This is a genomic window from Enterobacter soli (assembly GCF_964208575.1).
Taxonomy (GTDB): Bacteria; Pseudomonadota; Gammaproteobacteria; order Enterobacterales; family Enterobacteriaceae; genus Enterobacter; species Enterobacter soli_A.
In genome coordinates this window covers 15,088-37,939 of sequence record NZ_CAXOFU010000027.1, presented here as the reverse complement: position 1 = coordinate 37,939, position 22,852 = coordinate 15,088, and the positions used below count along the sequence as shown (strand labels likewise).

Annotated in this window: 20 protein-coding genes; 16 read left to right on the top strand and 4 right to left on the bottom strand. The window is 58.6% G+C overall.

Going from position 1 to position 22,852, the window contains the following annotated elements; all coding sequences use genetic code 11:
- Window positions 1-165 precede the first annotated feature (165 nt).
- The 7 genes from lepA (at window position 166) to acpS (ending at window position 6,651) form a co-directional block, all read left to right on the top strand.
- Window positions 166-1,965: a translation elongation factor 4 gene (gene lepA, locus AB6V08_RS21115; RefSeq protein WP_368544756.1), complete on the top strand. Its 1,800-nt coding sequence runs from the start codon at window positions 166-168 to the stop codon at window positions 1,963-1,965.
- 15 nt (window positions 1,966-1,980) lie between these two features.
- Window positions 1,981-2,955 (top strand): signal peptidase I, encoded by a 975-nt coding sequence (lepB, locus tag AB6V08_RS21110; RefSeq protein WP_368544755.1) that lies wholly within the window; start codon window positions 1,981-1,983, stop codon window positions 2,953-2,955.
- A 222-nt stretch (window positions 2,956-3,177) separates the two neighbouring features.
- The gene (gene rnc / locus AB6V08_RS21105) at window positions 3,178-3,858 is read left to right on the top strand and encodes a ribonuclease III (protein ID WP_368544754.1); all 681 of its coding nucleotides are present in this window, start codon (window positions 3,178-3,180) and stop codon (window positions 3,856-3,858) included.
- Window positions 3,855-4,760 carry a GTPase Era gene (gene era, locus AB6V08_RS21100; RefSeq protein WP_368544753.1) on the top strand — a complete coding sequence of 302 codons (906 nt, stop codon included), beginning with the start codon at window positions 3,855-3,857 and terminating at the stop codon, window positions 4,758-4,760. Before rnc ends, era begins: the two co-directional genes overlap by 4 nt.
- 18 nt (window positions 4,761-4,778) lie before the next feature.
- Window positions 4,779-5,492, top strand: coding sequence for a DNA repair protein RecO (gene recO, locus AB6V08_RS21095; protein ID WP_368544771.1), 714 nt, complete (start codon window positions 4,779-4,781; stop codon window positions 5,490-5,492).
- Window positions 5,493-5,539: 47 nt separating this feature from the next.
- The gene (gene pdxJ / locus AB6V08_RS21090) at window positions 5,540-6,271 is read left to right on the top strand and encodes a pyridoxine 5'-phosphate synthase (protein WP_368544752.1); all 732 of its coding nucleotides are present in this window, start codon (window positions 5,540-5,542) and stop codon (window positions 6,269-6,271) included.
- Entirely contained in the window at window positions 6,271-6,651 is a 381-nt protein-coding gene (acpS, locus tag AB6V08_RS21085) for a holo-ACP synthase (protein ID WP_368544751.1), read from the top strand. The genes pdxJ and acpS overlap by 1 nt, the downstream gene beginning before the upstream one ends.
- Here acpS and AB6V08_RS21080 read toward each other — a convergent pair.
- Window positions 6,648-6,908, bottom strand: coding sequence for a YfhL family 4Fe-4S dicluster ferredoxin (locus AB6V08_RS21080; protein ID WP_368544750.1), 261 nt, complete (start codon window positions 6,906-6,908; stop codon window positions 6,648-6,650). The genes acpS and AB6V08_RS21080 overlap by 4 nt on opposite strands.
- Before the next feature lie 56 nt (window positions 6,909-6,964).
- A complete protein-coding gene (locus AB6V08_RS21075) occupies window positions 6,965-7,813 on the bottom strand; it encodes a MurR/RpiR family transcriptional regulator (RefSeq protein ID WP_368544749.1) in 849 nt (282 codons plus the stop codon).
- A 118-nt stretch (window positions 7,814-7,931) separates the two neighbouring features.
- Between AB6V08_RS21075 and murQ the strand changes: the two genes are divergently transcribed.
- From murQ to tadA, 4 genes are read left to right on the top strand one after another with little or no spacing between them, the layout of a single operon-like run.
- On the top strand, window positions 7,932-8,825 hold the full coding sequence (murQ, locus tag AB6V08_RS21070; RefSeq protein WP_368544748.1) for an N-acetylmuramic acid 6-phosphate etherase: 894 nt from the start codon (window positions 7,932-7,934) through the stop codon (window positions 8,823-8,825).
- Window positions 8,826-8,838: 13 nt separating this feature from the next.
- The gene (locus AB6V08_RS21065; RefSeq protein WP_368544747.1) at window positions 8,839-10,200 is read left to right on the top strand and encodes a PTS transporter subunit EIIC; all 1,362 of its coding nucleotides are present in this window, start codon (window positions 8,839-8,841) and stop codon (window positions 10,198-10,200) included.
- Between the two features lie 3 nt (window positions 10,201-10,203).
- Window positions 10,204-10,839 (top strand): phosphatidylglycerophosphatase C, encoded by a 636-nt coding sequence (yfhb, locus tag AB6V08_RS21060; RefSeq protein ID WP_368544746.1) that lies wholly within the window; start codon window positions 10,204-10,206, stop codon window positions 10,837-10,839.
- Between the two features lie 57 nt (window positions 10,840-10,896).
- Entirely contained in the window at window positions 10,897-11,403 is a 507-nt protein-coding gene (gene tadA / locus AB6V08_RS21055) for a tRNA adenosine(34) deaminase TadA (RefSeq protein WP_368544745.1), read from the top strand.
- Here the strand turns inward: tadA and mltF are convergent.
- Window positions 11,291-12,841 (bottom strand): membrane-bound lytic murein transglycosylase MltF, encoded by a 1,551-nt coding sequence (gene mltF, locus AB6V08_RS21050; RefSeq protein WP_368544744.1) that lies wholly within the window; start codon window positions 12,839-12,841, stop codon window positions 11,291-11,293. The genes tadA and mltF overlap by 113 nt on opposite strands.
- 267 nt (window positions 12,842-13,108) lie before the next feature.
- Here mltF and purL point away from each other — a divergent pair, with 267 nt between their 5' ends.
- The 5 genes from purL (at window position 13,109) to glnB (ending at window position 21,465) form a co-directional block, all read left to right on the top strand.
- Entirely contained in the window at window positions 13,109-16,996 is a 3,888-nt protein-coding gene (gene purL, locus AB6V08_RS21045) for a phosphoribosylformylglycinamidine synthase (protein ID WP_368544743.1), read from the top strand.
- Between the two features lie 533 nt (window positions 16,997-17,529).
- Window positions 17,530-18,963, top strand: a complete 1,434-nt coding sequence (gene qseE / locus AB6V08_RS21040; RefSeq protein WP_368544742.1) for a two component system sensor histidine kinase QseE/GlrK — start codon at window positions 17,530-17,532, stop codon at window positions 18,961-18,963.
- Window positions 18,960-19,712, top strand: coding sequence for a two-component system QseEF-associated lipoprotein QseG (gene qseG / locus AB6V08_RS21035; RefSeq protein ID WP_368544741.1), 753 nt, complete (start codon window positions 18,960-18,962; stop codon window positions 19,710-19,712). The genes qseE and qseG overlap by 4 nt, the downstream gene beginning before the upstream one ends.
- Window positions 19,709-21,046, top strand: coding sequence for a two-component system response regulator GlrR (glrR, locus tag AB6V08_RS21030; protein ID WP_368544740.1), 1,338 nt, complete (start codon window positions 19,709-19,711; stop codon window positions 21,044-21,046). Before qseG ends, glrR begins: the two co-directional genes overlap by 4 nt.
- A gap of 80 nt (window positions 21,047-21,126) precedes the next feature.
- Window positions 21,127-21,465 (top strand): nitrogen regulatory protein P-II, encoded by a 339-nt coding sequence (glnB, locus tag AB6V08_RS21025; RefSeq protein ID WP_003860685.1) that lies wholly within the window; start codon window positions 21,127-21,129, stop codon window positions 21,463-21,465.
- 81 nt (window positions 21,466-21,546) lie between these two features.
- Here the strand turns inward: glnB and hmpA are convergent, their stop codons facing one another.
- Entirely contained in the window at window positions 21,547-22,737 is a 1,191-nt protein-coding gene (hmpA, locus tag AB6V08_RS21020) for an NO-inducible flavohemoprotein (protein WP_368544739.1), read from the bottom strand.
- Window positions 22,738-22,852 lie beyond the last annotated feature (115 nt).

Genomic DNA, 22,852 nt, shown 5'->3' with positions numbered 1-22,852 from the left:
TTTACATCTCCAGTAAGAAAACGCCGTTTCTTCACGCTATGCTTGCCTCTAAGTGCATTTCCAGGTTACGGGGATGTAGTGTAGAATGCTGCGTTTTCGCACTGAAAAACGTCAGGCTAAGAACAGCGGCCTCCAGGAATTCGTAAGGCATAATTATTTAACTATATGAAGAACATACGTAACTTTTCGATCATTGCTCACATTGACCACGGTAAGTCGACGCTGTCTGACCGTATTATCCAGATTTGCGGTGGCCTGTCTGATCGTGAAATGGCAGCCCAGGTTCTGGACTCCATGGACCTGGAACGCGAACGCGGTATTACCATCAAAGCCCAGAGCGTGACGCTCGACTATAAAGCCTCCGATGGTGAAACCTACCAACTGAACTTTATCGACACCCCAGGCCACGTTGACTTCTCCTATGAAGTTTCCCGCTCGCTGGCGGCCTGTGAAGGCGCGCTGCTGGTGGTGGATGCCGGGCAGGGCGTAGAAGCCCAGACTCTGGCCAACTGCTATACCGCGATGGAAATGGATCTGGAAGTGGTTCCGGTTCTGAACAAAATCGACCTGCCGGCAGCCGATCCTGAGCGCGTTGCAGAAGAGATTGAAGACATCGTAGGTATCGATGCGACCGACGCCGTGCGCTGCTCGGCGAAGACCGGCGTGGGCGTGCCCGATGTGCTGGAACGCCTGGTGCGTGACATTCCGCCACCGGAAGGTGACCCGGATGCACCGCTGCAGGCGCTGATCATCGACTCCTGGTTTGATAACTACCTGGGCGTAGTCTCGCTGGTGCGTATTAAAAACGGCACCATGCGTAAAGGCGACAAGATTAAGGTGATGAGCACCGGGCAGGTCTACAACGCTGACCGTCTGGGCATCTTCACGCCAAAACAGGTTGACCGTACCGAGCTGAAATGCGGCGAGGTAGGCTGGCTGGTGTGTGCAATCAAAGACATCCTCGGCGCGCCGGTAGGCGATACCCTGACGCTGGCGCGTAACCCGGCGGACAAAGCGCTGCCTGGCTTTAAAAAGGTGAAACCGCAGGTTTACGCGGGTCTGTTCCCGGTCAGCTCTGACGATTACGAGAACTTCCGTGACGCCCTCGGCAAGCTGAGTCTCAACGATGCCTCCCTGTTCTATGAGCCAGAAAGTTCAACGGCGCTGGGCTTCGGCTTCCGCTGTGGTTTCCTCGGCCTGCTGCACATGGAGATCATTCAGGAGCGTCTGGAGCGTGAATACGATCTGGATCTGATCACCACCGCGCCAACGGTAGTGTACGAAGTTGAAACCACCTCGAAAGAAGTTATCTATGTCGATAGCCCGTCCAAGCTGCCGCCGCTGAACAACATCCACGAGCTGCGCGAGCCTATCGCGGAGTGTCACATGCTGCTGCCGCAGGAGTTCCTCGGCAACGTGATCACCCTGTGTATCGAAAAACGCGGCGTGCAGACCAACATGGTTTACCACGGTAACCAGGTTGCGCTGACTTACGAAATCCCGATGGCGGAAGTGGTGCTCGACTTCTTCGACCGTCTGAAGTCAACCTCTCGCGGCTATGCGTCGCTGGATTACAACTTCAAACGCTTCCAGGCTTCCAACATGGTGCGCGTGGACGTGCTGATCAACGGCGAGCGTGTTGATGCGCTGGCGCTGATCACCCACAACGACAACGCGCCGTACCGCGGCCGTGAGCTGGTTGAGAAGATGAAAGAGCTGATCCCGCGTCAGCAGTTCGACATCGCGATTCAGGCGGCTATCGGCAACCACATCATCGCGCGTTCTACCGTAAAACAGCTGCGTAAAAACGTTCTGGCGAAATGCTATGGCGGTGACGTGAGCCGTAAGAAAAAGCTGCTGCAGAAGCAGAAAGAAGGTAAGAAGCGTATGAAGCAGGTCGGTAACGTTGAGCTGCCGCAGGAAGCATTCCTTGCCATTCTTCACGTTGGTAAAGACGGCAAATAACCTTAAGGAGTTGGCATGGCGAACATGTTTGCCCTGATCCTGGTCATCGCTACCCTGGTGACGGGGCTGCTGTGGTGTCTGGATAAGTTTATTTTCGCGCCAAAGCGCCGTGAACGTCAGGCTGCCGCCCAGGCAGCCACGGGCGACGGCATTGATGCGAAGACCCTGAAAAAAGTCGGCCCTAAACCGGGCTGGCTGGAAACGGGCGCATCGGTCTTCCCGGTGCTGGCGATTGTGCTGGTTGTGCGTTCGTTCATTTACGAACCTTTCCAGATCCCGTCAGGTTCAATGATGCCAACGCTGCTGATCGGTGATTTTATTCTGGTCGAGAAGTTTGCCTACGGCATTAAAGATCCGATCTACCAGAAAACGCTGATCGAAACCGGTCATCCGAAACGCGGTGACATTGTGGTCTTTAAATATCCGGAAGATCCGCGCCTTGACTACATCAAGCGCGCTGTCGGTCTGCCGGGTGACAAAGTCACTTACGATCCGGTGGCGAAAGAAGTGACCGTGCAGCCAGGCTGCAGCTCCGGCACGGCGTGTGAAAACGCGCTGCCAATCACTTACTCAAACGTCGAGCCAAGTGATTTTGTGCAGACCTTTGCCCGTCGTAACGGCGGCGAAGCGACCAGCGGTTTCTTCCAGGTGCCGAAAGACGAATCTAAAGATAACGGCATTCGTCTGGTTGAGCGCAAAGAAACGCTGGGTGACGTCACGCACCGCATTCTGACCGTGCCGATTGCGCAGGATCAGGTCGGTATGTACTTCAAACAGCCGGGCCAGCAGCTGGCGAGCTGGATTGTGCCGCCGGGACACTACTTCATGATGGGTGACAACCGCGATAACTCCGCGGACAGCCGTTACTGGGGCTTTGTGCCGGAAGCGAATCTGGTGGGTAAAGCGACCGCAATCTGGATGAGTTTTGAGAAGCAGGAAGGCGAATGGCCGACCGGCGTTCGCCTGAATCGTATTGGCGGAATCCATTAATTCTCATTAAATAGACGCGTAGCCACTTTAATTAGTGGCTACGTGAATTATTTAAGCGATAAATCTCCTCGAACTAACGACATCCCCTGTCGTTGTGTATAGAATATTCCCCCGAAGTTTAAGGTTGGCCCTGCAAGGGTGCCACGGCACACGAAACCGCGTTGGTTTTCTCAGGTCGGTTTCGTGTGCTGCATTTTTGACGCATTCATTTATTGGTATCGCATGAACCCCATCGTAATTAATCGGCTTCAACGGAAGCTGGGCTACACTTTTACTCATCAGGAGTTGTTGCAACAGGCATTAACCCATCGCAGTGCCAGCAGCAAACATAACGAACGTCTTGAATTTCTCGGCGACTCGATTTTAAGTTTCGTGATTGCAAATGCGCTTTACCATCGTTTCCCGCGTGTGGACGAAGGTGATATGAGCCGCATGCGCGCCACGCTGGTTCGGGGTAATACCCTTGCGGAAATCGCGCGCGAATTTGAACTGGGCGAATGTCTGCGTCTTGGGCCGGGCGAACTGAAAAGCGGCGGTTTCCGCCGTGAATCTATTCTTGCCGATACGGTCGAAGCATTAATCGGTGGCGTTTTCCTGGACAGCGATATCCAGACCGTAGAAAAGCTCATCCTGAACTGGTATCAGACGCGTCTGGACGAAATCAGCCCGGGCGATAAGCAAAAAGATCCGAAAACTCGCCTGCAGGAATATTTGCAGGGTCGTCATCTCCCGCTGCCGTCTTATCTGGTGGTGCAGGTGCGTGGCGAAGCACACGATCAGGAATTTACCATTCATTGCCAGGTCAGTGGCCTGAGTGAACCGGTGGTTGGCACAGGTTCTAGCCGTCGCAAGGCGGAACAGGCTGCCGCCGAACAGGCGTTAAAAATACTGGAGCTGGAATGAGCAACGACAAGACATATTGCGGATTTATTGCCATCGTCGGACGTCCGAACGTCGGCAAATCCACCCTGCTGAATAATCTGCTGGGTCAGAAGATTTCGATCACCTCACGCAAGGCGCAGACCACGCGTCACCGCATCGTGGGGATCCATACCGAAGGCGCGTATCAGGCGATTTACGTCGATACCCCGGGCCTGCATATGGAAGAGAAACGCGCCATTAACCGCCTGATGAACAAGGCGGCGAGCAGCTCCATCGGCGACGTTGAGCTGGTGATTTTCGTGGTTGAAGGCACCCGCTGGACGCCGGACGACGAAATGGTGCTGAACAAACTGCGCGACGGCAAAACCCCGGTGATTCTGGCGGTGAACAAAGTCGACAACGTGCAGGAAAAAGCCGACCTGCTGCCGCACCTGCAGTGGCTGGGCAGCCAGATGAATTTCCTCGATATCGTGCCGCTGTCTGCTGAGACCGGCCTGAACGTCGACACCATCGCGGGCATCGTGCGTAAGCATCTGCCGGAAGCGATTCATCACTTCCCGGAAGACTACATCACCGACCGTTCCCAGCGCTTTATGGCCTCAGAAATCATCCGTGAAAAACTGATGCGTTTCCTCGGGGCGGAGCTGCCGTACTCGGTGACCGTTGAGATCGAACGCTTCCAGGCCAACGAGCGCGGCGGTTACGACATCAACGGCCTGATCCTCGTTGAGCGCGAAGGGCAGAAGAAGATGGTTATTGGCAACAAAGGCGCCAAAATCAAAACCATCGGTATTGAAGCCCGTAAAGACATGATCGAGATGTTTGAAGCGCCGGTTCACCTGGAGCTGTGGGTGAAGGTGAAATCTGGCTGGGCCGATGACGAGCGTGCTCTGCGCAGCCTCGGTTACGGCGAAGATCAGTAATTCAAGACGGCGAATATGATGGAAGGTTGGCAGCGCGCCTTCGTTCTTCATAGTCGTCCCTGGAGCGAAACCAGCCTGATGCTGGACGTCTTCACGGAAGAGTCGGGTCGCGTGCGCCTTGTGGCTAAAGGCGCACGTTCCAAACGTTCTAACCTGAAAGGCGCTCTGCAGCCTTTTACGCCTCTGCTGGTACGCTTTGGTGGGCGAGGGGAGGTCAAAACCCTGCGCAGCGCTGAAGCCGTTTCTCTGGCACTTCCCCTTTCCGGCATCACGCTTTACAGCGGTCTTTACGTCAACGAACTTATCTCACGCGTTCTTGAACATGAGACTCGCTTCTCTGAACTTTTCTTCGATTATCTGCACTGTATCCAGGCGCTTGCTGGCGCAACGGGCACGCCGGAACCGGCGCTGCGCCGTTTTGAACTGGCCCTGCTGGGGCATCTGGGATACGGCGTGGATTTTCTGCACTGCGCGGGCAGCGGCGACGAGGTGGACGACACCATGACCTACCGCTACCGGGAAGAAAAAGGCTTTATCGCCAGCGTGGTCATTGATAACAACACCTTTACCGGCCGCCAGCTCAGGGCGCTGTACGAGCGCGAGTTTCCCGATCTGGACACCCTGCGTGCGGCAAAACGCTTTACCCGAATTGCGCTCAAGCCGTATCTTGGCGGTAAGCCCTTAAAGAGCCGCGAATTATTCCGGCAGTTTATGCCGAAACCAAAGAATTAACGCTCTCCCCGGCGGGAGGGTAACGAACCAAAATACCGAGGACTGTCATGGCTGAATTACTGTTAGGCGTCAACATTGATCACATCGCCACCCTGCGCAACGCGCGCGGCACGGCGTATCCCGATCCGGTTCAGGCGGCATTTATCGCCGAGCAGGCTGGCGCCGACGGCATTACCGTTCACCTGCGCGAAGATCGTCGCCACATCACCGATCGCGACGTGCGTATCCTGCGCCAGACGCTGGATACCCGCATGAATCTGGAGATGGCGGTCACCGAAGAGATGCTGACGATTGCCTGCGACACGAAGCCGCACTTCTGCTGCCTGGTGCCGGAAAAGCGTCAGGAAGTGACCACCGAAGGCGGGCTGGACGTGGCCGGTCAGCGCGACAAAATGCGCGATGCCTGCAAGCGTCTTGCCGATGCGGGCATTCTGGTTTCCCTGTTTATTGACGCCGATGCTGAGCAAATCAAAGCTGCGGCGGAAGTGGGCGCGCCTTATATCGAAATTCACACCGGCTGCTACGCTGACGCCGAAGACGAAGCCACTCAGGCCAAAGAGCTGGAGCGTATTGCTAAAGCCGCGACCTACGCCGCCAGCCTGGGGCTGAAAGTGAACGCCGGACACGGTCTGACCTACCACAACGTCAAAGCCATTGCCGCGCTGCCGGAAATGCACGAGCTGAATATCGGCCACGCTATTATTGGCCGTGCGGTGATGAGCGGCCTGAAAGAGGCGGTGTCTGAGATGAAGCGCCTGATGCTGGAAGCGCGTCAGTAATGGCTATTCTGGGCTTAGGCACGGACATCGTTGAAATAGCCCGTATTGAAGCGGTGATCGCCCGCAGCGGCGATCGCCTGGCAAGGCGCGTATTGAGCGACAACGAATGGGCCATCTGGGAAACGCATCAGCAGCCGGTGCGTTTTCTGGCAAAACGCTTTGCGGTAAAAGAGGCGGCAGCCAAGGCCTTTGGCACCGGCATCCGTAACGGTCTGGCGTTTAATCAGTTCGAAGTGTTTAACGATGAGCTGGGCAAACCGCGCCTGCGGTTATGGGGCGAAGCGCAAAAGCTGGCGGAAAAACTCGGCGTGGCGCATATCCACGTCACCATCGCCGACGAGCGCCACTACGCCAGCGCGACGGTGATTATCGAAAGCTAGAGTTTGTCGGCGTGGTGCAGCAGCACAAACTTATCCCACAGCTGCTCTTCGTTTTCAGGATGTGCCGGATCCTTCAGGATGGTATTGGGGATCGGGCACACTTTCTGACAGGTCGGCGTTTCGTAATGGCCGATGCATTCCGTACAGCGGTCGCTGTTAATCTCATAAATGCTGTCACCCATCGAAATCGCCTGGTTCGGGCATTCGGGTTCGCACATATCGCAATTGATGCATTTTTTGGTGATTAACAGCGCCATCGGGAAATTCTCAGAAACAACACAAACAGGGCGGGCATTATACGCTCAATCCCTGCTCAAACCAGCTTTTTTACCAGCTCTTCGCTGTGGCGAATGCGTTCCGGGGCATGTTCCAGATCCTGCTGAACCAGCGCCATAAACAGCAGATCCGTCAGCATCATCTGCGCGCTGGTGGACGAAATCGCCGCGCTGCGGGTGGCCTGCTCCTCTGCGATGGTATACAGGCAGCGCGTCGCGCGCTGCTGCAGCGCATTCGGAGTAAACCCGGTGATGGCGAGGATTTTCCCGCCCACGCGCAGGGCTTCGTCGGTGGCCATGTTGATCTCCCGGCGCTCGCCGGTATAGGAGATAGCCAGCAGCAGATCGTCAGGATCCATCGCCTGCACCGTTGCCAGCAGGGCGTGCATATCCAGCTCGACGATGGCGTTATAGCCGATCTTGGTCAGCTTCCAGCCAAAGTTGCGCGCCACCAGGCCGGACGCGCCGATCCCGGTCAGCACGATGCGCCGCGCGCCGCGCAGCATCGCCACGCTTTCGAGCAGCTTCTCTTCGGTGTTGACGTCGAGGGTGGCGTGCATCGCCGCCACGTTCTCTTTAATCAGCTTCTCGCCGACCAGACGCATCGGGTCATCGCCGCGGATCTGGTTATGCACCGGCATTGACTGGGGATTCGGGTTGCTGACCAGCGCTTCGCTCAGCGCCAGCTTCAGCGCCGGAAAGCCCTTAAAGCCAATCTTCTGGGCAAATTTCACCACGCTCGACTGGCTTACGCCGGCCTCGCTCGCCAGCTGCTGGGAGCTGAGATGGCGGGCACGATCGGGCTGCGACAGCAGAAAATCCGCCAGCTTTTTGTCGCTCTGGGCAAAGCCTGCGTAGCGCTGGCGAATGCGGATCAAACAGTTCATACGTTCTCCTGGCGAAAGTGTGATTGCTGCTGCAAATAAGAGTTTTGCTCGCCTGAATGAATTTTATATTCCATTATAGTGTGATTATTATGAATTAAAAATTCTTGAGGTAAAAAAGATGAATCTTGGTTCCCTGGTTTCTGAAACGCGTAATCCCCAAACGATGGATCTGGACGCGCTATCCACCCTTGAGCTGGTTAGCCGTTTTAATCAACAGGATACGCTGGTCGCGCAGGCAGTGAAAGAGACATTACCGGATGTGGCAAAAGCCGTGGATGCCGCGGCAACCGCGCTGAAAGCCGGCGGTCGCATTATCTATATGGGCGCGGGCACCAGCGGGCGTCTTGGGGTGCTGGACGCATCCGAATGCCCGCCAACCTTCGGCGTGCCGCACGGTCTGGTGATTGGCCTGATTGCCGGCGGCCCGGGCGCGCTGCTGAAAGCCGTCGAGGGGGCGGAAGACAACAAACAGCTCGGTGAAGACGATCTACGGGCGTTGAACCTGACCGCGCAGGATCTGGTGGTTGGGCTGGCGGCATCCGGGCGCACGCCCTACGTGATTGGCGGCCTGGAGTACGCCAACCGTACGGGCTGTACCACTGTTGCGATCTCCTGCAACCCGGGCTCGCCGATTGCGCAGGTGGCGGCAATTGCCATCTCCCCAGTGGTCGGGCCCGAGGCGCTGACCGGCTCCACGCGCCTGAAGTCCGGCACCGCGCAAAAGCTGGTGCTCAACATGATTTCAACCGGCGCGATGGTTAAATTCGGCAAGGTGTACCAGAACCTGATGGTGGACATGCAGGCCACCAACGTCAAGCTGGTGGACCGCGCCTGCCGCATGGTGGTGGAAGCCACGGGTGCCAGCCGCGACGAGGCCGAAAGCGTACTTAAACAGACCGATTACAGCGTAAAACCGGCCATTCTGATGATCTTAAGCGGGCTGGATGCAGCCGCTGCGAAAGCGAAGCTCGATGCGCATCAGGGATTCTTACGGGCGGCATTAGAAAACTAAAACAGAGGCGTCTATGGAAAAAACAGCAGCGCTCGCCAGCGGGATTTTGCAGGGGATCGGCGGGAAGAAGAACATTCAGCGTCTGGAGAATTGCATGACGCGCGTGCGCGTCGAGGTGCATGACGACGACCAGCTCGATCTGGCTCGCCTGAAGCAGCTCCCCGGCGTGAGCGGGTACGTGAAGCAGGGGCAGCAGCACCAGCTGATTGTCGGCCCGGGCAAGGCCGCGCAGGTGGTAGATGCCATGCGCGCGCAGATGGGCGGTGAAGCAGCGGCCACCTTTGACGACGCCGAGCGTACCAAAGCCCAGGCTAAAGCAAAGTACAAGGCTCCGATGAGCGATGCGCTGCGACAGCTGGCCAACGTCTTTATTCCGCTGATCCCGGCGTTTATTGCCTCGGGGCTAATTACCGGAATTATTAATATCCTCAAGCGCCCGGATATCGTCGGGGATTTTGCCACCCAGTATCCGAACATGCTGGGCATTCTCGGGATATTCGGCAGCGCGGTGTTTGCCATCATGAACATTCTGGTGGGGGTCAACGCCGCGAAGGTGTTTGGCGGCTCGCTGGCGATGGGCGGGGTGATGGCGGGGATCCTCTCCAGCCCGCAGCTGGCGCAAATTACGCTGTTTGGCGAGGCGCTCCAGCCGGGCCGCGGCGGCGTTATCGCGGTGCTGCTGGTGGTGATCCTGATGTGCTGGATTGAGAAAAAGCTGCGCACCCTGCTGCCCGGCTCGATTGAGCTTATCCTCAACCCGCTGCTTACCACGCTCATCACCGGCAGCGTGGCGATTGTTGCCCTGCAGCCGCTGGGCGGCTGGATCTCCGAGGCGATTGCCCACGGGGCGTCCCTGGCGATCGATCGCGGCGGGTTGCTGGTGGGGGCGGTGCTGTCGGGCACCTTCCTGCCGCTGGTGCTGACCGGGCTGCATCAGGGGCTGGTGCCGATCCACGTCGAGCTGGTGCAGGCGCACGGCTACAACGCACTGCTGCCGATTTTGTCGATGGCGGGCGTGGGGCAGGTGGGCGCGGCGATTGCGGTTCTGATGAAGACCCGCAACGCGCGGCTGAAAAAGGTCATCAAAGGTGCGCTGCCGGTGGGATTACTCGGCATTGGCGAACCGCTGATTTTCGGCGTGACGCTGCCGCTCGGTAAACCGTTCCTCGCGGCCTGTCTTGGCGGCGCGGTAGGCGGTGCGCTGATCAGCTACTGGAAAGTGGCAACGGTTATTACCTTCGGGATCTCCGGTTTACCGCTGGCATTAACCATCGTGACCGGAAAAGTCATGCTCTATCTGTTAGGCTATTTGGTAGCGGTGATCGCCGGGTTCATGTTTACCTGGCTGTTAGGATTCAACGACCCAGAGGAGTAAGGTTTGGCTAATCACGAGCGTCGCGTTGTCTTTTTCGATCTGGATGGAACGCTGCACCAGCAGGATATGTTCGGAACGTTTATGCGTTACCTGCTGCGGCGACAGCCACTGAATGCGTTGCTCGTACTGCCTCTGTTACCCGCGATTGGCCTGGCGCTGCTGATTAAAGGCCGCGCCGCCCGCTGGCCGATGAGCCTCCTGCTGTGGGGCTGCACCTTCGGACACAGCGAGGCGCGCCTCAAGCAGCTGGAGCAGGATTTTGTGCAGTGGTTTCGCGGTCACGTGACCGCGTTTCCCGTTGTCCAGCAAAGGCTCACCAACTACCTTTCCGAAAACGATGCGGATATCTGGCTCATTACCGGCTCGCCGCAGCCGCTGGTGGAACAGGTCTATTTCGATACGCCCTGGCTGCCGCGGGTTAACCTCATCGCCACTCAGGTCACGCGCGGGTACGGCGGCTGGGTGCTGACGATGCGCTGCCTCGGGCATGAAAAGGTGGTGCAGCTGGAAAAGCGTATCGGCACGCCGCTGCGCCTGTACAGCGGCTACAGCGACAGCAAGCAGGACAACCCGCTGCTCTATTTCTGCCAGCACCGCTGGCGCGTTACTCCCGCAGGGGAACTTCAGCAGCTCGAATAGTCTTATCAGGGGCGGATGTGTATAATGCCGCCCGCTTTTAGACTGGAGTATCAACCCTTGTCCATCCCCGAACTGAATCATGAATACTGGATGCGCCATGCGCTCACGCTGGCTCAACGTGCCTGGGAAGAGGGCGAAGTGCCCGTGGGCGCGGTTCTCGTTCATAACAATCAGGTGATCGGGGAAGGGTGGAACCGCCCGATTGGCCGCCACGATCCTACCGCGCACGCGGAGATCATGGCGCTGCGTCAGGGCGGACTGGTGCTGCAAAACTACCGACTGCTCGACACCACGCTGTACGTCACCCTTGAGCCCTGCGTAATGTGCTCAGGCGCGATGGTGCACAGCCGTATTGGAACATTAGTTTTCGGCGCGCGGGATGAAAAAACCGGCGCGGCGGGGTCGCTGATGGACGTGCTTGGGCATCCTGGAATGAACCACCAGGTGAAGACTATCGGTGGGGTGCTTGCACCAGAGTGTTCGGGGCTATTGAGTGACTTCTTTCGAATGCGCCGGCAGCAGAAAAAGCAACAAAAGGCAGAATTGAAGCAGGCGGGCGATTAAGCTCGTCCGGTGCCACCACCGGATAGCTCTGCGCCAGCTGCTGCGCCTCGGCGGCTTCCTTCTCTTTCTCCAGCAAATACCCCACCAGGCTTATCTGATACTTACGGATATTCTCCACATAGGCATAGGCCTCGTGCCCGCGCGCGTAGCCGTAGGTCAGCTTGTTGTACCAGGGCTTCTGGCTGAGCAGCGGCAGGCGCTGCTTTACGTCTGACCAGCTGTCGGGATTTCCCTTCGTTTTTGCCGTCAGGGCGCGGGCATCCAGCATGTGCGCGTAGCCCATGTTATAGGCCGCCAGCGCAAACCAGATGCGCTCTTCTTCCGGCACCGTGTCCGGTACTTTGGTCATCATGTCCTGTAAATAGCGCGCGCCGCCGCTGATGCTCTGCTCGGCGTCGGTGCGGTCGGTCAGGCCGAGGCTCTGGGCGGTGTTTTTGGTCAGCATCATCAGGCCGCGCACGCCGGTCGGGGAGGTGGCCTGGGTATCCCAGTGGGATTCCTGATACGAGATGGCCGCCAGCAGACGCCAGTCGATCTCCTGGGCGTATTTCTCAAACAGCGGCTGAAGGTCGGGCAGCACGCTGTCCACCGCGCGCAGGAAGCTGCGGGTATCGACATAGTCGAAGTCATCCCCGTGGCCCAGATATTTCTCCTCCAGGCGCGCCAGGGTGCCGTCTTCATTCATGATGTTAAAGAAATCGAGCATCGCGGCTGACAGGGTTTGGTCGTCGTCGAGCTGGCTAAACCAGGTTACGGGCTGCTCGTCGGTCACGTCGAGCGCCACGGCGATTTCCGGGTGAACGCGCTGGAAAAGGCTAATGGCCACAGAGTCCGCGATGGTGTAGGCCAGTTTTTTGTCTTTGACCTGCTCCAGCAGGGCGGTGGTGCCAAGCTTTGGATCAACCTTCCAGCTCAGGTCGGGGTATTTCTTCTCTTTAAGCGCGCTCAGGTCGCCAACCGCTACGCTGCCCGGCGCGATGGTGAGCTGCTGTTCGGTGATATCGGCAAGCGTGCGCGGGCGCAGGCTGCCGACCCGATAGACCAGCTGCTGCGACACCGAGTAGTAGGTCGGCCCCGGCTGGTAGTTTTTGCTGCGCTCGTTGTTATAGACCAGCCCGGCGGCGAGGATATCGGCATCGTCGTTGTCGAGATCGTCGAACAGCTGGCTGATGTTCTGGCGAACGGTGATTTTGAGCTTCACGCCCAGGTAGTCGGCAAACTGCTGGGCCAGCTCGTAGTCCAGGCCAATCACTTTGCCGTTGATATCGCTGTAAATCAGCGGGGAGACCAGGGTACTGACGCGCAGCTCTCCCCGCGCCTGAATGGCGGCGATGCGGTTTTCGGCTTTGCCGAACCAGGGGATAGAAGGCCAGAGGGCCACTGCCAGCAGCAACGTCACTATGCCGATGAGCAGATAATTAATCTTTAATTTTTTCAATTAGTTAATTCTCTGCGACGCCGGTTGCCTCAGTATGCTGTAGCCATGTTAAGAATAGGGTTTGCCATTGAATGTGCGGCATTTTGCGCAAAGTTGCGCCAGTTGGCAACCAATAAGAGAGACAGGTCACATCTATTGATAAACGGCGCCGCAGATTTTATTTCGACGCAAACGGTTTCGTCGGCGCTCAGGATTCTCTATAATGACGCCCGTTTTCCCCCCTTGCGCACACTGTAAGCGCCCCGGCGCTTCGAAGACGAGAGACTTATGATGGAAATTCTGCGTGGTTCGCCTGCACTGTCTGCCTTCCGTATCAACAAACTGCTGGCACGTTTTCAGGCAGCCGACCTTCCGGTAAGCAATATTTACGCTGAGTATGTCCATTTTGCTGACCTGAATGCTCCGCTCAATGCAGAGGAACGCGTCCAGCTTGAACGCCTTCTCAAGTACGGCCCAAGCCTGAGCAGCCATACGGCGACCGGCAAACTGATCCTGGCGACGCCTCGCCCTGGCACCATCTCCCCCTGGTCTTCTAAAGCCACCGACATCGCCCACAACTGCGGCCTGAACCAGATTACCCGTCTGGAGCGCGGCGTGGCGTACTACGTCGAAGCGTCAACGCTGACGGCTGAACAGTGGCAGGCGGTGGCCGCTGAGCTGCACGACCGCATGATGGAGAGCGTGTTCACCTCTCTGGACGACGCGCAGAAGCTCTTCTCCCATCACCAGCCTGCGCCGGTACAGAGCGTGGATCTGCTGGGTGAAGGCCGTCAGGCGCTGATTGACGCCAACCTGCGTCTGGGCCTGGCGCTGGCAGAAGACGAAATCGACTACCTGCAGGACGCGTTCGTTAAGCTGAACCGCAACCCGAACGACATCGAACTCTACATGTTTGCGCAGGCCAACTCCGAGCACTGCCGCCACAAGATTTTCAACGCCGACTGGATTATCGACGGCGAACAGCAGCCGAAGTCGCTGTTCAAAATGATCAAAAACACCATGGAGAAAACCCCTGACCACGTGCTGTCTGCCTATAAAGACAACGCCGCGGTGATGGAAGGTTCCGAGGTGGGCCGCTTCTTCGCCGACCGTGAAGCAGCGCGCTATGACTTCCATCAGGAGCCTGCGCATATCCTGATGAAGGTAGAAACGCACAACCACCCGACGGCGATCTCTCCGTGGCCGGGCGCGGCGACGGGCTCCGGCGGTGAAATCCGCGACGAAGGAGCAACGGGCCGCGGTGCGAAACCAAAAGCCGGGTTGGTGGGCTTCTCCGTGTCTAACCTGCGTATTCCGGGCTTCGAACAGCCGTGGGAAGAAGACTTCGGCAAGCCGGAGCGCATCGTGACCGCGCTGGACATCATGACCGAAGGCCCGCTGGGCGGCGCGGCGTTCAACAACGAATTTGGTCGCCCGGCGCTGAACGGCTACTTCCGTACCTACGAAGAGAAGGTCGACAGCCACAACGGCGAAGAGCTGCGCGGCTACCACAAGCCAATCATGCTGGCGGGCGGGATCGGCAACATCCGTGAAGATCACGTGCAAAAGGGCGAGATCGTCGTAGGCGCGAAGCTGATCGTGCTCGGCGGCCCGGCGATGAACATCGGCCTGGGCGGCGGCGCGGCGTCGTCTATGGCGTCCGGCCAGTCTGATGCCGATCTCGACTTCGCCTCCGTTCAGCGCGACAACCCGGAAATGGAGCGTCGTTGCCAGGAGGTGATCGACCGCTGCTGGCAGCTTGGCGATGCCAACCCAATCCTGTTTATTCACGACGTGGGCGCGGGCGGGCTATCTAACGCCATGCCGGAGCTGGTGAGCGACGGCGGGCGCGGCGGGCGCTTCAACCTGCGCGACATCCTGAGCGATGAGCCGGGCATGAGCCCGCTGGAAATCTGGTGTAACGAATCCCAGGAGCGCTACGTGCTGGCGGTTGCCGCTGACCAGCTGCCGCTGTTTGACGAGCTGTGCCGCCGCGAGCGCGCGCCGTATGCGGTGATCGGTGAAGCCACCGAAGAGCAGCATCTCTCCTTAAGCGACACCCATTTCGACAACCAGCCGATCGATCTGCCGCTGGACGTGCTGCTCGGCAAAACGCCGAAGATGACCCGCGACGTCACCACCCGCAAAGCGGCGGGCAAGGCGCTGGATCGTCAGGACATTACCGTGGCCGACGCGGTTAACCGCGTGCTGCACCTCCCGGCGGTGGCAGAGAAAACCTTCCTCGTGACCATCGGCGACCGTACCGTTACCGGCATGGTGTCGCGCGATCAGATGGTCGGCCCGTGGCAGATCCCGGTGGCAAACTGCGCCGTGACCACCGCCAGCCTCGACAGCTACTACGGCGAAGCGATGGCGCTCGGCGAACGCACCCCGGTGGCGCTGCTGGACTTCGCCGCCTCCGCGCGTCTGGCCGTGGGCGAAGCGCTGACCAACATTGCCGCCACGCAGATTGGCGATATCAAACGCATTAAGCTCTCCGCAAACTGGATGGCCGCTGCCGGTCACCCGGGCGAAGACGCTGGCCTGTACGAAGCCGTGAAGGCGGTAGGGGAAGAGCTGTGTCCTGCGCTCGGCCTGACCATTCCGGTGGGTAAAGACTCTATGTCGATGAAAACCCGCTGGCAGGAAGGTAGCGAGCAGCGCGAGATGACCTCTCCGCTGTCGCTGGTGATCACCGCGTTTGCGCGCGTGGAAGACGTGCGCCACACCGTCACGCCGCAGCTGTCTACCGAAGACAACGCCCTGCTGCTGATTGACCTCGGCAAGGGCCACAACGCGCTGGGGGCGACCGCGCTGGCGCAGGTTTACCGTCAGCTTGGCGACAAGCCTGCCGACGTGCGCGACGTCGCGCAGCTGAAAGGCTTCTACGACGCGATCCAGGCGCTGGTGGCGCAGCGCAAGCTGCTGGCCTACCACGACCGCTCCGACGGCGGCCTGCTGGTGACGCTGGCAGAAATGGCCTTCACCGGCCACTGCGGCGTGGAAGCCAACATTGCCACGCTCGGCGACGACCGCCTGGCGGCGCTGTTCAACGAAGAGCTGGGCGCGGTGATTCAGGTGCGTGCGGCGGATCGTGAGGCGGTGGAAGCGCTGCTGGCGCAGCACGGCCTGGCCGACTGCGTGCACTATCTGGGTAAAGCGGTGCAGGGCGATCGCTTCGTGATTGAAGCGGACGGCCATGCGGTCTTCAGCGAAAGCCGCACCACGCTGCGCATGTGGTGGGCAGAAACCACCTGGCAGATGCAGCGTCTGCGCGATAACCCGGAATGTGCCGACCAGGAGCATAGCGCCAAGGCGAACGACAGCGATCCGGGCCTGAACGTGAAGCTCTCCTTCGACATCAGCGAAGACATCGCCGCGCCGTACATCGCGACCGGCGCCCGTCCGAAGGTGGCGGTTCTGCGCGAGCAGGGCGTGAACTCCCACGTTGAGATGGCGGCTGCCTTCCACCGCGCGGGCTTTGACGCCATCGACGTTCACATGAGCGACCTGCTGGCGGGGCGTACCGGTCTGGAAGATTTCCAGGCGCTGGTGGCCTGCGGCGGCTTCTCTTACGGTGACGTGCTGGGCGCGGGTGAAGGCTGGGCGAAGTCCATCCTGTTCAACAGCCGCGTGCGCGACGAGTTCGAAACCTTCTTCCACCGTCCGCAGACGCTGGCGCTGGGCGTGTGTAACGGCTGCCAGATGATGTCTAACCTGCGCGAGCTGATCCCGGGTAGCGAGGCCTGGCCGCGCTTCGTGCGCAACCAGTCCGACCGCTTCGAGGCTCGCTTCAGCCTGGTGGAAGTGACGCAAAGCCCTTCTCTGCTGCTGCAGGGAATGATGGGCTCGCAGATGCCTATCGCGGTGTCCCACGGTGAAGGCCAGATTGAAGTGCGTAACGCCGCACACCTGGCCGAGCTTGAAAGCAAAGGCCTGGTGGCGCTGCGCTTTGTCGATAACTTCGGTAAGGTCACGCAAACCTATCCGGCGAACCCGAACGGCTCGGCGAACGGTATCACGGCGGTCACCACCGAAAGCGGTCGCGTCACCATCATGATGCCTCACCCGGAGCGCGTGTTCCGCACGGTGAGCAACTCCTGGCACCCGGAAAACTGGGGCGAGGACAGCCCGTGGATGCGCATTTTCCGCAACGCGCGTAAGCAGCTGGGCTAAGGTTCTTACCCCGCGATCCCGGGCCCGGTCAGCGTTCGCGCTGGCCGGGCTTTTTTATGCCTGTCGCAAAAACGCGACAAACGGATAATTGCCCTGTCTCTAAATGGAGACACTTAAGTTATTGATTTGTATAGTAGTGGTTAAGTTGCTTTTAAGGTGTTGCTGATTAGCGACACTTAGGCTGAAAATCGTTCAACCGCTAATTAACGTCATTTACTATAAAAATCATTAAATATCATAAAGATAATTATTTGTTTTCAATTGTGGCACAGCTGTTGCATAATACTGAGCAGTGGCTCATTCACCTTCTTATGTCAGCCCCTTCGGGACGTGCTACATAAACTTCGAATGACGCACAAAAAGGTGCCTGCCGTCCAACTACTGATAAAAGCGTATGCTTATCAGGCCCGGGCGAAACGTCGAGTTAGGCACCGCCTCATTCCATAGCAAAGCCGGGTTTTTACCCGGCTTTGTTGTATCTGAAGGGCAGACTCGTTACGCTCTCCTGAAACCCACATTGAGAGAGTAATGTGTTGAAACGCTGGCCCGTTTTCCCCCGCTCGCTGCGACAGCTCGTTATGATGGCGTTCCTGCTGATCCTGCTCCCGCTGCTGGTGCTGGCGTGGCAGGCGTGGCAAAGCCTGAACGCGCTGAGCGCCCAGGCGGCGCTGACCAACCGCACCACGCTGATTGACGCCAGGCGCAGCGAAGCGATGACCAACGCCGCGCTGGAGATGGAGCGCAGCTATCGCCAGTACTGCGTGCTGGACGACCGCACCCTGGAAAAGGTCTATCAAAATCAGCGCAAGCGCTACAGCGAAATGCTGGATGCGCACGCGGGCGTGCTGCCCGACGACAAGCTCTATCAGGCGCTGCGTCAGGATCTGAACGATCTTGCCCAGCTCCAGTGTAAAAACAGCGGGCCGGATGCCGCCGCCGCCGCGCGTCTTGAGGCCTTCGCCAACGCCAATACCGACATGGTGCAGGCCACGCGCACGGTGGTCTTTTCGCGTGGACAGCAGCTGCAGCAGGAGATTGCCGAACGCGGCCAGTTCTTCGGCTGGCAGGCGCTGGTGCTGTTCCTGGTCAGCCTCGGGCTGGTATTACTCTTCACCCGCATGATCATCGGCCCGGTAAAGGGCATTCAGCGCATGATTAACCGCCTGGGCGAGGGCAAATCCCTCGGCGATACGGTCACCTTCAAAGGCCCGCGCGAGCTGCGCTCGGTGGGGCAGCGCATTATCTGGCTGTCAGAACGCCTTGCCTGGCTGGAATCGCAGCGCCATCAGTTTTTACGCCATATCTCCCACGAGCTGAAAACGCCGCTCGCCAGCATGCGCGAAGGCACGGAGCTTCTGGCGGACGAGGTGGCGGGGCCGCTGTCGGCGGAGCAAAAAGAGATTGTCGAGATCCTCGACGCCAGCAGCCGCAATCTGCAAAAGCTCATTGAGCAGCTGCTGGATTACAACCGCAAGCTGGCGGACGGCGCGGTGGTGCTGGAAAAAGTCGAGATTGCACCGCTGGTGGATATGGTGATCTCCGCCCATAGCCTGCCAGCACGAGCTAAAATGATGCATACCGACGTGGAACTCAGCGAGCCCGCCTGCCTGGCAGAGCCGATGCTGCTGATGAGCGTGCTGGATAATCTTTATTCCAATGCGGTGCACTATGGTACTGAATCCGGTAACATTTATATTCGTAGCTATACCCATGGCTCGCGGGTGTTAATAGATGTAGCGAATACGGGAACCCCGATCCCTGATGAGGAAAAGGCGATGATATTTGAGCCATTTTTCCAGGGGAGTCATCAGCGAAAAGGTGCGGTAAAAGGAAGCGGTCTGGGCCTGAGTATCGCCCGGGACTGCATAAGACGGATGCAGGGCGAGCTTCATATCGCCCGTGACGATCGCTCGGACGTCTGCTTCCGTATCGAACTGCCTCTTGAGCCGGAAAAATCAATGAAATGAATCTATGTCTGGTGAGTATGTCACACGTCTTTTTCCGCGCAGCGCGCGCGGTGTTTTCCAGCAAAAAATTACGCCTCGGTTTGCCCGCTCTGCTGCTGGCAGGCTGTGTTACCCATGCACCCTCGAGTGCAATTAGCGACAAAAAAGAAGCCACGTGGCCTGAGAATCAGCTGGCCGATTTTCTGACCACCCGCTGCGACGATATCTGGAATTTATCGGGACACGACGTTGAATCGAACCCGCTGTTCTGGCTGCGCGGCATGGACTGCTCGAAGCGTCTTTCGCCTGCCACCGCCCGGGCGCAGGCGGCGATGTGGGACGACGAAACCTGGCAGGCTGTTTTCAAGCGGGCGATATTAATGGCTGACGCCAAAATCACCCCCGTTGAGCGCCGGAACAACACGTCGCGCCTGGACGCGCTTGCCGCGAGCATCCCTGGGCAGGTTCGCCCGGTGTATCAGCTCTGGCGCGACGGACAGGTGCAGCAGCTTCAGCTGGCCGAGGAGCGCTCGCGCTACAGCAAGCTGCAGCAGTCTTCCGATGCCGAGCTGGATACCCTTCGCCAGCAGCAGGAGCACCTGCGCGCGCAGCTTGACACCACCACGCGCAAGCTGGAAAACCTGACCGATATCGAAAGACAGCTCTCAACGCGTAAGCCGGCAGGCAACTATCTGCCTGATGGATCGAAAGGCAGCGCCGCCCCGGCGCCGGACGCGGACGCGCAGAAACAAGAGGACGAGAAGCCATGACAAGCCGCAAACCTGCCCATCTCCTGCTGGTGGACGACGATCCGGGATTATTAAAACTGCTCGGGATGCGTCTGGTCAGCGAAGGCTACAGCGTTGTGACCGCCGAAAGCGGGCAGGAAGGGCTGAAGGTGCTCAATCGCGAGAAGATCGACCTTGTGATCAGCGACCTGCGCATGGACGAGATGGACGGGATGCAGCTGTTTACCGAGATCCAAAAGCAGCAGCCGGGAATGCCGGTCATCATCCTCACCGCCCACGGCTCGATCCCGGACGCGGTCGCCGCGACCCAGCAGGGGGTGTTCAGTTTCCTCACCAAGCCGGTGGATAAAGACGCGCTCTACAAGGCGATCGACAGCGCGCTGGAACACGCCGCCCCTTCCTCTGACGAGGCCTGGCGCGAATCCATCGTCACCCGCAGCCCTATCATGCTGCGCCTGCTCGAACAGGCGCGGATGGTGGCGCAGTCCGACGTCAGCGTGCTGATTAACGGCCAAAGCGGGACGGGGAAAGAGATCCTCGCTCAGGCGATTCACAACGCCAGCCCGCGCAGTAAAAATGCCTTTATCGCCATCAACTGCGGGGCATTGCCGGAGCAGCTGCTGGAGTCCGAACTCTTCGGCCACGCCCGCGGCGCCTTTACCGGCGCGGTGAGCAGCAGGGAAGGGCTGTTCCAGGCGGCAGAGGGCGGCACGCTCTTCCTGGATGAGATCGGCGATATGCCCGCGCCGCTGCAGGTCAAGCTGCTGCGCGTATTGCAGGAGCGCAAGGTGCGCCCGCTCGGCAGCAACCGCGACATCGACATCAACGTGCGAATCATATCTGCGACCCACCGGGATCTGCCGAAGGTGATGGCGCGCAACGAGTTCCGCGAAGATCTTTACTATCGCCTGAACGTGGTGAACCTGAAAATTCCGGCCCTTGCCGAGCGTGCGGAAGATATCCCGCTGCTGGCGAACCATCTGCTGCGCCAGGCCGCCGATCGCCACAAGCCGTTCGTGCGCGCCTTCTCAACGGATGCGATGAAGCGCCTGATGACCGCCGGCTGGCCGGGGAACGTGCGCCAGCTGGTGAACGTTATTGAGCAGTGCGTGGCGCTCACCTCCTCGCCGGTAATCAGCGATGCGCTGGTGGAGCAGGCGCTGGAAGGGGAGAATACCGCGCTGCCGACCTTCGCCGAAGCGCGAAACCAGTTTGAGCTGAACTACCTGCGCAAGCTGCTGCAAATAACCAAAGGCAACGTGACCCACGCCGCGCGGATGGCCGGGCGCAACCGCACCGAGTTCTACAAACTGCTGTCCCGCCACGAGCTGGAAGCGAACGATTTTAAAGAGTAGTACCGCAAAATCAGAATGAATATGATACTGTGAGCAACCGATTACGAGGCAGCTTACTGGCAAGAGTTTAAGGACCCACCATGAAAAAGATTGATGCGATTATTAAACCTTTCAAACTGGATGATGTACGTGAAGCGCTGGCAGAAGTTGGCATCACCGGGATGACAGTGACGGAAGTGAAAGGTTTTGGTCGCCAGAAAGGGCATACCGAACTGTACCGCGGTGCAGAGTATATGGTCGACTTTCTGCCAAAAGTGAAAATCGAAATCGTGGTGAGTGACGATATTGTGGATACCTGCGTGGATACGATTATCCGCACGGCGCAGACCGGTAAGATTGGCGACGGCAAGATCTTCGTCTTCGACGTGGCGCGGGTCATTCGTATCCGTACCGGTGAAGAAGACGACGCCGCGATCTAACATTGCCCGCGGTTTTACGGGCCGGGCAAGGCGCAGCGGCCTCCCGGCGAAAAAAAAGCCCCTCAAAGAGGGGCTTTTTTATTACAGCACCTTGTGCGGGCCGAAGCATTCGTAATGAATGTTGTCCTTATTCACTCCAAGCTCCACGAGCTGCTTCGCGGCAAACTGCATAAACGCCACCGGCCCGCAGACGTAAAACTGCATGTCCGGTGCGCTAAACGCCCCTTCATGCTGGCGTAAATCCATAAGCCCTTCGCTGTCAAAGCGAGCCGCCGCGCGATCCGCCTCCGTCGGCAGGCGATACCAGGTATGCGCGCTAAATCGCGGCAAGCTCCCCGCCAGCGCCTTCACCTCATCGGCAAACGCGTGAACGTCGCCGTTCTCCGCCGCGTGGAACCAGTTCACCTGCGCACCGTGGCGCGCGTGCGCCAGCGTGTCCAGCATCGCCAGCATTGGCGTTTGGCCCACGCCCGCGGAAATCAGCGTGACCGGCGTATTCGCCTCAACCGCCATAAAGAAATCACCCGCTGGCGCCGCCAGATGCACCACGTCGCCCACGTTCGCCTCATTGTGCAGCCAGGTCGATACCTGACCGCCGTCTTCGCGTTTAACCGCAATGCGGTAGCCTTTACCGTCGGGTTTGCGGGTAAGGGAATACTGGCGGATCTCCTGATGCGGGAAGCCTTCCGGCTTGAGCCACACGCCCAGATACTGACCCGGCTGATAGTCCGCTACCGGCTGGCCGTCGACAGGCTCGAATTCAAAGCTGGTAATCAGCGCGCTGCGCGGGGTTTTCGCGACGATGCGGAACGCGCGGGTGCCTTCCCAGCCGCCGTTCTTGCTCGCATTTTCGCTGTAGATCTGCGCTTCACGGTTGATAAATACGCTCGCCAGCACGCCGTAGGCTTTACCCCAGGCGTCCAGCACCTCCTGACCCGGGCTGAACATCTCGTCCAGCGTCGCCAGCAGGTGAGCGCCGACGATGTTGTACTGCTCGGGTTTAATCTGGAAGCTGGTATGTTTCTGCGCGATTTTCTCTACCGCAGGCAGCAGGGCCGCCAGGTTGTCGATATTGCTGGCGTAGGCCGCAATCGCGTTGAACAGGGCTTCGCGCTGATCGCCGTTGCGCTGGTTGCTCATGTTGAAAATCTCTTTGAGCTCCGGATTGTGCGTGAACATGCGATCGTAAAAATGGGCGGTAAGCTTAGGGCCCGTTTCAACCAGCAGGGGAATGGTTGCCTTAACGGTCGCGATGGTTTGAGCGTCTAACATAGCATCTTCCTTAAAATGTTACTGTAATGATGTATTTTAAATGCATCTTATAAAAATACCCCTGCAATGTAAATGGTTCTTTGCATCTTGAAAAATATGCATCACAAACCTGAAA